The sequence below is a fragment of the Bacillus cereus group sp. N11 genome, assembly GCF_016483605.1.
Taxonomy (GTDB): domain Bacteria; phylum Bacillota; class Bacilli; order Bacillales; family Bacillaceae_G; genus Bacillus_A; species Bacillus_A toyonensis.
The window spans coordinates 140,530-153,376 of record NZ_JAEHBN010000013.1 but is presented as its reverse complement, the minus strand read 5'-3'; the positions used below and the strand labels follow the sequence as shown (position 1 = coordinate 153,376).

Genomic DNA, 12,847 nt, shown 5'->3' with positions numbered 1-12,847 from the left:
ATTATAATGTTATTGTGATACATGCTTCATGCGAGCAAATTTTCCTTCTTCAAAAGTGAATGACACTTTCTTCTCTTACTGTTTTCACGTAGTAGGACTCCTAACTCAGGATCCAAGTTAAACGATGAAGTTACCTAGGAATCTGTCCTCTCATGAAAAGCAATTTTCGGAAAGCCTCCTTCACTTTCATATATTATAATTTAGGTGCTTTCGCCCAATCTGCAGCGAACTTTTCAATACCTTGATCTGTTAATGGATGCATAGCAAGTTGTTCAATTACTTTATAAGGGATTGTTGCAATGTGAGCACCTGCCATCGCTACACGAGTTACATGATCTGGGTGTCTGACAGAAGCTGCAATAATTTGTGTATCTAATTGATGAATATCGAATATCTCAGCAATTTTCGCAACTAAGAGCACACCATCTTCAGAAATATCATCTAAACGTCCTAAAAATGGAGAAACGTACGTTGCACCTGCTCGAGCTGCTAAAAGTGCTTGGTTCACCGTGAAGATAAGTGTGACGTTCGTTTTCACACCTTTTTCAGTAAGATAGCGACAAGCTTCTAATCCTGCTAGCGTCATTGGAAGTTTTATCGTGACGTTTTTATCGCCACCGTTAATTTTAATTAATTCTTCTGCTTGAGCAATCATTTCTTCAGCTGTAACAGCATCTGGCGTTACTTCTGCCGAAACAGACTCAACTTTAGGTACTGCCTGACAAATTTCTGCGATACGGTCTTCAAACTTAACGCCCTCTTTTGCTACTAAAGAAGGATTCGTTGTAACACCAGCTAAAACTCCAAGTTTATATGCTTTTTTTATGTCCTCAAGATTTGCAGTATCAATAAAAAATTTCATGATCAATTCCCTCCAGTTTTTAAACGTTGATGAGTTACATGTTTAATATGCTTATCCCGTAAAAGCCCGATTGGTGTGGAATAAAGCCCCTACTTATTAAAGTGTCACTTTATTTCTTTTCTACAGCATGTCCGCCAAATTCATTGCGCAGAGCTGCTACTACTTTTCCTGTAAATGTATCATTGTCTAATGAGCGATAGCGCATTAATAACGACATTGCGATAACAGGAGTTGCTGTTTGAAGATCTAATGCTGTTTCTACTGTCCATTTTCCTTCACCAGAAGAATGCATAACACCCTTAATTTCATCCAGTTTTGCATCTTTAGAAAATGCATTTTCTGTTAATTCCATTAGCCATGAACGGATTACTGAACCGTTGTTCCATACTTTTGATACTTTTTCATAATCGTAGTCAAATTCACTTTTCTCTAGGATCTCAAATCCTTCACCAATAGCAGCCATCATACCGTATTCAATTCCGTTGTGAACCATTTTTAAGAAGTGACCACTACCAGCTTTTCCGGCATATAAGAATCCATTTTCTACAGCAGTATCGCGGAAGATAGGTTCAACGATGTCCCAAGCTTCTTGATCTCCTCCGATCATGTAACAAGCACCATTACGAGCGCCTTCCATTCCGCCAGAAGTTCCTGCATCCATAAAGTGAATGCCATCTTTCTTTAATTGCTCATATCGGCGAATAGACTCTTTATAATGTGAATTACCCGCTTCAATTAAAATATCTCCTTTTGAAAGCAATGGTGTAACCTCATCAATAACAGAATCAACAACAGCGTGTGGTACCATTACCCAAAGAATTCTTGGTGATTGTAATGACTGAACAAGTTCACTTAAACTAGATGTACCTGTAGCCCCATACTCTTTCATTTCTTCTACTGCGCTCGTATTTAAATCAAATGCTGCTACCTCGTGTTTATGATCCATTAAATTTTTCCCTAAATTTAATCCCATTTTACCTAAACCAATTAATCCTACTTGCATAATATAATTCCTCCTCAAATCATCTTTTATTAAAAATCCATATCACTACGATTTTGAATACCTTTCAGCACTGATAAGTTGATCTGTCCAGAAAGGTATTCACAGTCATAGCTTAAGAATTCAATACATTTTTTGTAATTTGAACAACATTTTCTGTCGTAAATCCAAATAGATTCATGACTTCAGCCCCAGTTCCTGAAGCTCCAAATGTTTCAATCGATAATATTTTTCCTTCTTGTCCTACATAACGCTCCCAACCGAGAGATACACCCATCTCAAGAGATACTCGTTTCGTTACAGAAGACGGAAGAACGGATTCTTTATATTCTTTCGATTGGTGATCGAATAGCTCCCAGCTTGGCATTGCAACGATACGAACAGAGACATTGTCTTCTTCTAGTTTCGCTTTTGCACTAGCAGCTAAGGATACTTCAGAACCTGTCGCAATTAAAATCACATCCGGATTTTCATTCGTTTGTGCTAATACGTAAGCGCCTTTAGAAAGATTCTCTATGTTCGCTTTCGTTTCATGAAACACCGGTAAATTTTGACGGCTGAGTACTAAAACGACTGGACGATCCGTTTGCTGTAAAGCATAAGCCCACGCACTTGCTGTTTCATTTGCATCTGATGGGCGGATAACTGTTAAACCAGGAATTGCCCGAAGAGCTGCTAAATGTTCAATAGGTTCATGCGTTGGACCATCTTCTCCTACAGCAATCGAATCATGTGTAAATACGTACGTAACAGGTAACTTTTGCAATGCAGCGAGTCGAATAGATGGACGAAGGTAATCATTAAATACAAAGAATGTACTCACGAACGGTTTTACTCCTCCATGAAGTGCCAGTCCATTCGCTGCCGCGCCCATTGCATGTTCACGTACACCGAAATATATATTTCGGCCAGCATACGATTCTACCGCATACACTGCTTCACCTTTTATATCTGTCATCGTAGAATGAGAAAGATCTGCACTTCCACCGAAAATAGAAGGAATCGATTTCACATAATGATTAATAGCTTCCCCACTTGCAACACGAGTTGAAATCGTTTTTTCAGTATCGAAGGATAAAATGTCTTTCGCTTCGATTAAAACTTCACCTGTAATCGCTTTTTCTAATTCATCTGCTAGTGCAGGGTTTGACTCTCTGTATAAGTTGAACTGCTCATTCCAGCCATGTTCTTTTTCAATACCTTTTTGTTTCAGTTCATTAAAATGAGCGGTTACTTCTTCAGGTACAAAAAAGTCTTCTTCATAATGCCAACCATACACTTGTTTTGTCGCTGTCGCTTCTTCTACTCCAAGCGGGTTACCATGTGCTTTGTTCGTTCCAGCAACTTTTGGACTTCCGTAACCTATAATGGTTCTAATTTCTATAAGAGTAGGTTGGTCCGTATTGTCTTTCGCTAATTGAATCGCTTTTGTAATCGCATCAACATCGTTTCCATCTTCAACTCTTACATATTGCCAATGTGCAGATTCTACCCTTTTCTGCATATCTTCAGAGAAAGCAATGTTTAATTCACCATCAAGTGAAATTTCATTTGAATCATACAGCACAATTAACTTGCCAAGTTTCATATGTCCTGCCATTGACATCGCTTCATAAGCGACACCTTCCATTAAATCACCGTCTCCAACTAAAGCGTACGTATTGTGATCTATAATAGAGTGACCATCCTTATTAAACTTCGCTGCTAAATGCGCTTCTGCCATTGCCATTCCGACAGCATTGGCAATCCCTTGCCCTAACGGTCCTGTAGTTGCTTCAACTCCTGAAGTGTGACCAAACTCAGGATGTCCTGGCGTTTTACTATTTAATTTTCTGAAGTTTTTCAAGTCATCAATTGAAACGTCATATCCAGCTAAATGAAGTAGGCTATATAATAAGCTAGATCCATGTCCCGCCGATAAAACGAAGCGATCACGGTTAAACCATTTTGGATGATTAGGATTATGATTTAAATGATTCGCCCATAATGCATAAGCCATTGGCGCTGCTCCCATCGGAAGACCTGGATGACCTGAATTTGCCGCATTAATAGCATCAATTGATAACGTACGAATTGTATTCACTGCTAATTGATTTATGTTTTGTGTCATAGTAATCGTCCCCCTAAATGCTTTCATGAAAGAAAGTACTTATTTTTTCGTTTCTTGATCTAACCACCATTTAAATTCACTTTCTTGCAATAGTTCATTAGACGCATCTGGACCATATGAACCCGACTCATATTCATGAAGTGGTAATAAGTTTTCTTCAAATGCTTCAAGAATTGGTTGTACCCATTCCCATGACAATTCAACTTCTCTCCAATGTGCAAAGAATGTAGCGTCTCCACTCACAGCATCATGAATGAGTCTTTCATACGCTTCAGGTACTCCCACATCCGCTTGCTCACAAGTAAAGTTAATACGCATCGGTTCAATTTCTCCATTTTTCAATGGATTTTTACTATTTAACTGTAATGAAACGTTCTCACCTGGGCTAATTTCAATTATTAACAAGTTAGGTGCTGCATTTGGATTACTATCTTGATATTGCTGTTTTAACGTATTTTTAAATTCGATTACAATACGAGTAGACTTTTCTTTCATTCGTTTGCCTGTTCGTATATAAAAGGGAACGCCAGTCCAAAATGGATTATCGATCCACAAGCGAGCAGCAACAAATGTGTCTATGTTAGAAGAAGGATTTACTCCTGGCTCCTCTTTATATGCTACAACTTGTTGACCGTTTATCTCACCTGCACCATATTGTCCGCGAATGATATGGTTTTGAACGTCTTCTTTTTTCACTTTACGAAGCGTCTCCATTACCTTTCGCTTTTCCTCTCGAATTTCACATGCATTAACCTTTTCCGGCAAATTCATAGCAGTCATCATTAATATTTGTAACATATGATTTTGAACCATATCTCGAATGGCTCCTGCCTGATCATAATATCCTGCCCTTTCTTCAACCCCAACTGTTTCACTCGCTGTGATTTGTACATTCGCTATATGTTCTTTATTCCAAATCGATTGGAGAACAGGATTTGCAAATTCTAGTGCTTCAAGGTTTTGAATCATCGGCTTACCTAAATAATGATCAATACGGTATATCTCGTCTTCTTCAAACGTGCGACTAAGCTTATCATTCAGCTCACGAGCAGATGTAAGGTCGTGCCCGAACGGTTTCTCAATCATTAGGCGTTTCCATCCATCCGTTTTATCAAGTCCGCTTTCCTTAATATTTAAAGCGATTGTCTCGAAAAATTCAGGAGCAACGGAAAGATAGAACATTCTATTTCCTTTTATATGTAGTTCTTCTTCCCTTTCACGAACGACTTGTAATAATCTCTCATAGTCTTCCGGCTTACTCACATCTAATGGACAATAGCGAAAATTATCTAAAAAACCTTCGAGCTCTGAAGTCCCTTCTTCTCTATGACGAGAAAACGTCTCTATTGATTCTTTTATTCTTTTTTGAAAATCTACATGAGATACTTCACGTCTCCCAAGCCCGATAACAGATATTTGCTTTGGAAGCTTTTGATCTCTATATAAGTTATATAGTGCGGGGTAAATTTTGCGTTTCGCTAAGTCCCCTGTCGCTCCAAATAAAACAAAGGTCATTGATTCCAATTTCAGTCCCCCTCTTGTTGTATAATCCTGGTCAATATATTAAAAATGAATTGTACAGAAGCTCATGTTTTTATAAAAAACAAAGAGTTATCAAATTCCAATTCTTTTTATACCTTTCGCCTTCTAATTGTCCCCAATATTAATAGTGGCAATTCAAAGCGGTTCTACTACAACGTACTTATTTATAGAATTTAACGAAATATTTTATATCTAATTACTTTTAGTAATTAGATAATCATATGTCTAGTATATTAACTACATAAATTATTATCGTCAATAAATATGTCTTAAATTACATACTATTTATTTCGTAATACTTTTCTAAGTTTATCCTGAGTTACCATTCATTTTCAAAGATAATGATCGATATAATAAATATCAGTTTCATCAAAATCTTCAATTAATTTTTCGTTAAACTCGTGAACAGACGTTACATGATAACCAAAAGGCTTCTCTATAATAAAACGGTTCAATCCTTTTGTAGCCCACAATCCACTTTCCTTAATATTTAAAGCAATGACATCAAATACTTCTGGTATAACAGATAGGTAAAACATGCGGTTTTCAGGAATGTTTAATTCTGTTTCACGTCTCTTTACAAGACGCAACAAATCTTGATAGTCCTCTATATTCGCTGTATTTAATTGACAATAACGAAATGTGCTAATAAATTCTTCTACTCCTGATTCGTCATCAGTAGCTCTTCTAGAAAATGTAGCAAGGGATTGTTCTACCTTTGTTTGAAATTCCACATCTGACATTACCCTTCTGCCAATACCGATAATCGAAATAGATTGCGGTATATGTTGATTACTAAATAGTTTGTATAAAGCAGGGTAAATTTTGCGTTTCGCTAAATCCCCTGTCGCTCCGAATAAAGTGAAACTTTAATCAGTGGGGGTTTTGTTCATCCCCACTGATTATTAGCCTTCACCAATCGGGCTTTTACGGGCAGTTGATCCCCCACCTAACTTCTTTGCTTCCGCTGAATTTTAAGGCGGGGGTCTTACTGCCCGTTAATGCGGGATAAAAGAAATGTCATTGAATCCATTTGCTATCTCCCTTTTTAAAACAATTGCTAGAAAAGAATATATTAGCTCATTCGCTACTTAGCACAACGCTCTCTCTAAATCCTCATACTTTACCAATGTTTCTTTAATACAATTTTGCCAAGAGCACGTTCTGACTCACTTATGTGGTGTGCTTTTTTTACGCCTTCTACATGTAAAGGCAACACATGCGTTACAACGGGTTTAATCTTCCCGCCCTCAATTAATTCTGTAATAAGAGAAAGTTCATATCCGTTAGGTTCAGTAAATATATGGTCACTCTCAATATTTTTCTCTCTTGATATCTCGGTTTGCGGAATTTCCATACCTTTCGGACCATAAATAGACGCTAACTTTCCATTTGGTGCAAGCACTTTATAACTATCCTTTAGTACATCTCCGCCTAAACATCAAATACAATATTGTAATTATGCAAAAGCGAAGAAAAGTCTTCCGTTTTGTAATCGACGATAGTATCAGCGCCTAGATCCTTTACAAACTGCATGTTTTTCGTACTAGTCGTAGTTGCAACATGTGCACCGAAGCTTTTCGCTAGCTGAATAGCAAACGTACCAATCCCCCCAGATCCAGCATGAATTAAAACCTTATTCCCCTTTTGAACATTAGCGAATTTCACTAAACTTTGCCAACTTGTCAAACCTACAAGAGGGATTGATGCTGCTTCCTCAAAAGATAGATTTCTCGGTTTTTTCGCCACATACTTCTCATCTACAGCCACGTACTCTGCATACGTACCATTTCGTTCAATCTCTGGACGACTATATACTTCATCCCCCACTTTACATGCTGTAACGTTCGGCCCTATAGCAGCAACTACCCCTGCAACATCCCATCCTAAAACGAGCGGGAAATCATAAGAAATTACATCTTGAAGTAAACCTTCACGTATTTTCCAATCCACGGGATTTACACCAGCTGCATATACTTCAATCAGTACATCGTTGTCTCCCAATAGCGGTGTCTGCATTTCAATTTCTTGTAGTACACTTTTATCTCCATATTGCATAAGTCCTATCGCTTTCATTCTTTTCACTCCTTTACAATGCTGGGAAATGAGGTAGCACTTCTTCTCCTAACTCATCCAATACTTCTTCAGCTGGACGTTGACCATCAAATAGAGCAAGGAATAAATGATTCACACCAATACTTTTATATATATCAAGTAATTCAATTAGCGCCTTACGTCCTGTACGGTAACCTAAACGTATCGGTGTAGGACGTTCATTTGGATCTTCAGATAAGTCTAAATGCATCGGTTGTATAAATGGTTTGAATACATTTGGATGATAATCCTCTACTAGTTCTCTCCATTGTCCAATTGCTGCCGCCTGATGCACCGGACTACGTGGGTAGTACATCCATCCATCACCATGTTCAGCGAACCAGTCCATATTTTGCTGACTAAAACCTGTAATAAAGGTTGGAACACGTTTAGACGGTTTTGGAACTAAATTCGCTCCATTCACTTCTCCTAGCGTCGACTGGATAGACGGGAAGTTTTTATACAAAATCTCTTCCAAGTAAGCAAACGCTTCTCTAAACTTTTCACCTCGTGTTTCATGACTAACACCTAACGCCTTGAAATCGGCACGTCTGTCACCTGATGAAACGCCGAGCATAATTCTTTCTGGAAACAGTTCATCCAATGTCGCAATTTCTTTCGCTACACGCAATGGATGGCGAAGTGACAATACAGTTGCCGATGTTCCGAATGCGATTTTCTCTGTTTTGCTTGCTAAATACGTTAAATAAATCATCATATCGTAAATTTGACCTGTTGCAGGATCTCCAAAGTCAGGGTCTTGCAGCAAAACATCACGAAGCCATACGCCTGTAAAACCATATTGTTCCGCTTTTTGCACTAACTCTACTTGTTTTTCCATCGTTGGCGCATGAAACTGATAATTTTCAATCGGAATGTGAACTCCTAATGTAAGTTGATCTTTCGCAAACATACGATTATATCCAAAATGACTCGCAAACTTTTCCATGTGTTTCACTCACTTTCCTTCATTCATATAAATCTATACTTTTCATATTTCTTCTCAAAATTGATAGGCAATACTGTAACACCACATTGTCGCCGATTGTAATCGTTATAACTTTCTTTGTGCTACGAGTGTTATTATAAATCGGTCATAACATGAATAACAGTACGTACTTTAAAGTGATGTAGGCACTTTTAAGTACCTATACTACATGCTTGCTTATCACTTTCAGCACTAATTCATGCTACACAAAATAACAATTCCCTTTCCTTCAGCAACTTCCAAAGTTGCTTTTGCATGTGCGCTACACTATTTCATGCAATCTCCTTCTCTTTATAAAAATTCCTCAAACAAAATGATTGACTTGGAGTTAACTTCAAGTCATACACTTGTAGTGAAAGGAGTGTAATTACAAATGAACGATATATTCACAATATCAGATGTTGCAAAGAAAACAGGATTAAGTACAGATACAATTAGATACTACGAAAAAATTAACCTTCTTCCCCCAGCTAATAGAAATGGGAATAATAATAGGCAATATGTTCAATTAGATATCGATCGAATACTTTTCATTAATCATCTAAAAAGAACACAAATGCCATTAAATAAAATACAAGAATATATGAAATTTTCACGAGAAAAAAACGATGAAGCTTGCAAAACAATACTTGAGGAACATCAAAAACAAATCACAATACAACTAACGAATTTGCAAGCAACTTTAGATATTATAAATTATAAAATTACTCACTTTGAGCGTATAAAAACAGGGAAAGTTAATGAAGGAACGGAGATGGAGTTACACAATGAACAATAATAATGAAAACACAATTCAAAAACCAATTTATTCTGGATTCGGCGCAAGAACTACCGCTAAAGAGGCTCTAGGTGGAAAAGATTTAAGCGGAAAGATAGCTATTGTAACTGGAGGATATTCAGGATTAGGACTTGAAATCACGCGCGTACTTGCGGAAGCTGGCGCTACAGTTATCGTACCAGCCAGAAGAATAGAACAAGCTCAAGAAGCTACTGCAAATATTCCGCGGGTGGAATTGGAAAAACTAGATCTTATTGATCCTGATTCTATAGATGCTTTTGCAAATAGATTTCTTAGTACTGGACGTCCACTACATATTTTAGTAAACGGCGCAGGAATAATGGCTAACCCATTAAAACGCGATGTACGAGGATATGAATCCCAGTTCGCAACAAATCATTTAGGTCATTTCCAATTAACAGCAAGACTTTGGCCCGCTTTAGTTAAAGCAAATGGAGCAAGAGTTGTATCAGTTAGTTCGCGCGGTCATCGTATTTGTGGTGTTGATTATAACGATCCAAACTTTACAAATCGTCATTACGACAAATGGCAAGCTTACGGACAATCCAAAACAGCAAATGCATTATTTGCGGTCGAATTAGATAAACGTGGTAAAGAATTTCATGTACGTGCATTCTCTGCCCACCCTGGAACAATCGTCACAAGTTTATCTCGAAATTTAACTGATGAAGAAATGCGTTCAATGGGAGCACTGGACGAGCATGGAAATCGAGCTTTAATAAAATACGATGAAGAATTTAAAAGTATCCCAGAAGGGGCCGCTACAATTGTATGGTGCGCCGTAAACGATCAACTTGATGACAAAGGTGGCGTGTATTGCGAAAATGTTGATATTGCAGAAGCTGTTTCTGCTGACAATCCAGAGCCATCAAGAGTTAGACCTTGGGCTAGTAATACAGACTATGCAGACATGCTTTGGGAATTAAGTGAAACGCTAACCGGCGTTCATTTTTTAACTAAATCATAATATTATACTTATTTTTTGTACTTTGCTATGCTATAACCACGAACAGGAGGTAAGGATTAATGAAAGCACAAATTATCCATTCTTTTGGAGATTCATCTGTATTTCAATTAGAAGAAGTTGCAAAACCGAAACTTTTACCTGGTCATGTTCTAATCCATGTAAAAGCAACTAGTGTAAATCCAATCGATACGAAAATGCGCAGTGGCGCTGTTTCATCAGTTGCTCCTGAATTTCCATCTATATTACACGGGGACGTCGCTGGTATTGTTATAGAAGTTGGCGAAGGTGTTTCGAAATTCAAAGCTGGCGATGAAGTATACGGGTGTGCCGGAGGTTTTAAAGAAACTGGTGGTGCACTTGCAGAGTTTATGCTTGCTGATACGCGATTAATTGCTCACAAACCTAACAATATAACAATGGAAGAAGCAGCAGCTCTACCATTAATTGCAATTACAGCTTGGGAATCTTTATTTGATCGTGCAAATATTACATCTGGTCAAAATGTACTCATTCATGGAGCTACTGGTGGCGTAGGACACGTAGCCATTCAATTAGCTAAATGGGCAGGTGCTAAAGTTTTTACAACAGCTTCTCAGCAGAAAAAAATTGAAATAGCTCATCGTCTGGGAGCTGACGTAGCTATTAATTATAAAGAAGAATCTGTTCAAGAATATGTGCAAAAACATACGAATGGCAACGGATTTGAAGTTATATTTGATACAGTAGGTGGCAAGAATCTCGATCGTTCTTTTGAAGCTGCTGCAGTCAATGGAACTGTCGTAACAATTGCAGCTCGTTCAACCCATGACCTCTCTCCTTTACACGCAAAAGGACTCTCTCTGCACGTTACTTTTATGGCGTTAAAAATATTACATACAGATAAACGTGACGCTTGTGGGGAAATTTTAAATAAACTAACGCAAATAGTAGAAGAAGGAAAACTTCGCCCATTGCTAGATTCGAAAACTTTTACGTTTGATGAAGTTGCACAAGCACATGAGTATTTGGAATCGAATAAAGCAATAGGAAAAATAGTCTTGAAAAACGTTTGGTAACTTTCACTAAATAATACAAATAACAAATATTTGTTGTTTGAAAATAACAGCGAAATTGCTTTAAATCACCTTATCTTTTTCTTAAGAGATGACACAACGCTAAACACTTTTCCTCCTTTACAACAAGTAAAAAATAACAGCCGAATTTTTCTTATAGTAGAAAAATTCGGCTGTTTTCATACCGCAATTTGCTTTTTTATTAAAATACACTACGTACTAATCCCCCGTCTATTCGCAACGCGGAACCATTAATCGCTGAGGAAAGTGGGCTACTTAAGAAAGTGACAAGATTGGCAATTTCTTCTGGTCGAATAAGTCTTTGAATAATAGAGGTTGGTCGATTCTCTTTCATAAATCGCTTCTCAGCTTCTTCTATTGTCAATTGCTCATTAGGATACAGACTATTTAACATAGTCTCCACTCCTTCCGTTAAAGTCGAACCAGGCATTATAGTATTAACAGTCACATTCGTTCCTGTCGTCAGCTCAGCTAAACTGCGAGAAAGTGAGAGTTGCATCGTTTTAGTCGCACTATAATGAGCCATTTCTTGAGATGGCATAATAGCTGCTTCGCTAGCAATAAAAATAACTCTTCCTTCTTTTCTTTCAATCATTTTTTTTAAATACGAGCGAGTAAGTCGAACACCACTCATAATATTGACTTCAAAAAATTTAAACCAATCTTCATCAGGAATATCAAAATATTCTACAGGTTCAAAAATTCCTAAGTTGTTAATAAGAATGTCTACTTCAGGGTACTTTTCAATCACATTTTGGCACCCTTGTTCTGTTCCTAAATCAGCTACTACGGGTTGAAGGATAGCATCAGGATACTGCGCTCGAATTTCTTTTATCGTTTGATTAACATTTTCTTCACGACGTCCATTAATAAGTACAGTAGCTCCTTCTGCTACTAATGAAGTGGCAATTGCTTTTCCAATCCCTGCCGTAGATCCAGTAACCAGTGCTGTTTTTCCTTTTAATTGCATATGCATATAGATCCCTCCAAATTTATGTGCTAAATGATTGACTTACGTTGGAATAAATAATTACGTTTATATTGTGGTTCACTTCTCTTATCTTTAACAGAAAATAAGCAAATCCACCCTTTTTTCGAAAGAGTATAAAGTGAAACTTTAATCAGTGGGGGGTTTTTTTCATCCCCCACTGATTATTAGTTGAACCAATCGGGCTTTTACGGGCAGTTGATCCCCCACCTAACTTCTTTGCTTCCGCTGAATTTTGAGGTGGGGGTCTTACTGCCCGTTAATGCGGGATAAACGAAAATTATGTAGCTATGCACTCTATACTGAATTAGAAATCGAATTTATCAGCATTTTGATCTACTCGATAATTCTGATTCAAATCATTGTAATGTTAAAAAATCAAATCAACAGCAGAGTAAAGCTAAAACCAACCAGTAAATACCAT

Annotated in this window: 9 protein-coding genes and 2 pseudogenes; 3 read left to right on the top strand and 8 right to left on the bottom strand. The window is 37.5% G+C overall.

What is annotated here, in order from left to right:
- Positions 1 to 193 precede the first annotated feature (193 nt).
- The 7 genes and pseudogenes from fsa to JDS98_RS20955 form a co-directional block, all read right to left on the bottom strand.
- Entirely contained in the window at positions 194 to 862 is a 669-nt protein-coding gene (gene fsa, locus JDS98_RS20985) for a fructose-6-phosphate aldolase (RefSeq protein ID WP_199634286.1), read from the bottom strand.
- A gap of 109 nt (positions 863 to 971) precedes the next feature.
- The gene (gnd, locus tag JDS98_RS20980; RefSeq protein ID WP_001195919.1) at positions 972 to 1,865 is read right to left on the bottom strand and encodes a phosphogluconate dehydrogenase (NAD(+)-dependent, decarboxylating); all 894 of its coding nucleotides are present in this window, start codon (positions 1,863 to 1,865) and stop codon (positions 972 to 974) included.
- A gap of 112 nt (positions 1,866 to 1,977) precedes the next feature.
- Positions 1,978 to 3,972 carry a transketolase gene (tkt, locus tag JDS98_RS20975; RefSeq protein WP_098912556.1) on the bottom strand — a complete coding sequence of 665 codons (1,995 nt, stop codon included), beginning with the start codon at positions 3,970 to 3,972 and terminating at the stop codon, positions 1,978 to 1,980.
- A gap of 39 nt (positions 3,973 to 4,011) precedes the next feature.
- Positions 4,012 to 5,496, bottom strand: a complete 1,485-nt coding sequence (gene zwf / locus JDS98_RS20970; protein WP_000445347.1) for a glucose-6-phosphate dehydrogenase — start codon at positions 5,494 to 5,496, stop codon at positions 4,012 to 4,014.
- A gap of 350 nt (positions 5,497 to 5,846) precedes the next feature.
- A pseudogene (locus tag JDS98_RS20965) lies at positions 5,847 to 6,383 on the bottom strand (glucose-6-phosphate dehydrogenase); the annotation flags it as partial.
- Between the two features lie 254 nt (positions 6,384 to 6,637).
- A pseudogene (locus tag JDS98_RS20960) lies at positions 6,638 to 7,590 on the bottom strand (NADP-dependent oxidoreductase).
- Positions 7,591 to 7,603: 13 nt separating this feature from the next.
- The gene (locus JDS98_RS20955; RefSeq protein ID WP_199634300.1) at positions 7,604 to 8,557 is read right to left on the bottom strand and encodes an LLM class oxidoreductase; all 954 of its coding nucleotides are present in this window, start codon (positions 8,555 to 8,557) and stop codon (positions 7,604 to 7,606) included.
- 412 nt (positions 8,558 to 8,969) lie between these two features.
- On the opposite strand from JDS98_RS20955, the gene JDS98_RS20950 reads away from it, so the two are divergent.
- The 3 genes from JDS98_RS20950 to JDS98_RS20940 are packed head-to-tail and all read left to right on the top strand — an operon-like array spanning position 8,970 to position 11,417.
- Positions 8,970 to 9,374, top strand: a complete 405-nt coding sequence (locus tag JDS98_RS20950) for a MerR family transcriptional regulator (protein ID WP_097959643.1) — start codon at positions 8,970 to 8,972, stop codon at positions 9,372 to 9,374.
- Positions 9,364 to 10,362: an oxidoreductase gene (locus JDS98_RS20945; protein ID WP_199634285.1), complete on the top strand. Its 999-nt coding sequence runs from the start codon at positions 9,364 to 9,366 to the stop codon at positions 10,360 to 10,362. The genes JDS98_RS20950 and JDS98_RS20945 overlap by 11 nt, the downstream gene beginning before the upstream one ends.
- A 59-nt stretch (positions 10,363 to 10,421) precedes the next feature.
- Positions 10,422 to 11,417: a zinc-dependent alcohol dehydrogenase family protein gene (locus tag JDS98_RS20940; protein WP_097959641.1), complete on the top strand. Its 996-nt coding sequence runs from the start codon at positions 10,422 to 10,424 to the stop codon at positions 11,415 to 11,417.
- A 199-nt stretch (positions 11,418 to 11,616) separates the two neighbouring features.
- Here JDS98_RS20940 and JDS98_RS20935 read toward each other — a convergent pair whose 3' ends face one another.
- Entirely contained in the window at positions 11,617 to 12,411 is a 795-nt protein-coding gene (locus tag JDS98_RS20935) for an SDR family NAD(P)-dependent oxidoreductase (protein WP_097959640.1), read from the bottom strand.
- Positions 12,412 to 12,847: the final 436 nt, after the last annotated feature.

What these genes read in the sequence shown, in the direction of transcription:
- fsa (WP_199634286.1), bottom strand. Translation starts at nt 862, where the DNA reads ATGAAATTTTTTATTGATACTGCAAATCTTGAGGACATAAAAAAAGCA.
- gnd (WP_001195919.1), bottom strand. Translation starts at nt 1,865, where the DNA reads ATGCAAGTAGGATTAATTGGTTTAGGTAAAATGGGATTAAATTTAGGG.
- tkt (WP_098912556.1), bottom strand. Translation starts at nt 3,972, where the DNA reads ATGACACAAAACATAAATCAATTAGCAGTGAATACAATTCGTACGTTA.
- JDS98_RS20955 (WP_199634300.1), bottom strand. Translation starts at nt 8,557, where the DNA reads ATGGAAAAGTTTGCGAGTCATTTTGGATATAATCGTATGTTTGCGAAA.
- JDS98_RS20950 (WP_097959643.1), top strand. Translation starts at nt 8,970, where the DNA reads ATGAACGATATATTCACAATATCAGATGTTGCAAAGAAAACAGGATTA.
- JDS98_RS20945 (WP_199634285.1), top strand. Translation starts at nt 9,364, where the DNA reads ATGAACAATAATAATGAAAACACAATTCAAAAACCAATTTATTCTGGA.
- JDS98_RS20940 (WP_097959641.1), top strand. Translation starts at nt 10,422, where the DNA reads ATGAAAGCACAAATTATCCATTCTTTTGGAGATTCATCTGTATTTCAA.
- JDS98_RS20935 (WP_097959640.1), bottom strand. Translation starts at nt 12,411, where the DNA reads ATGCATATGCAATTAAAAGGAAAAACAGCACTGGTTACTGGATCTACG.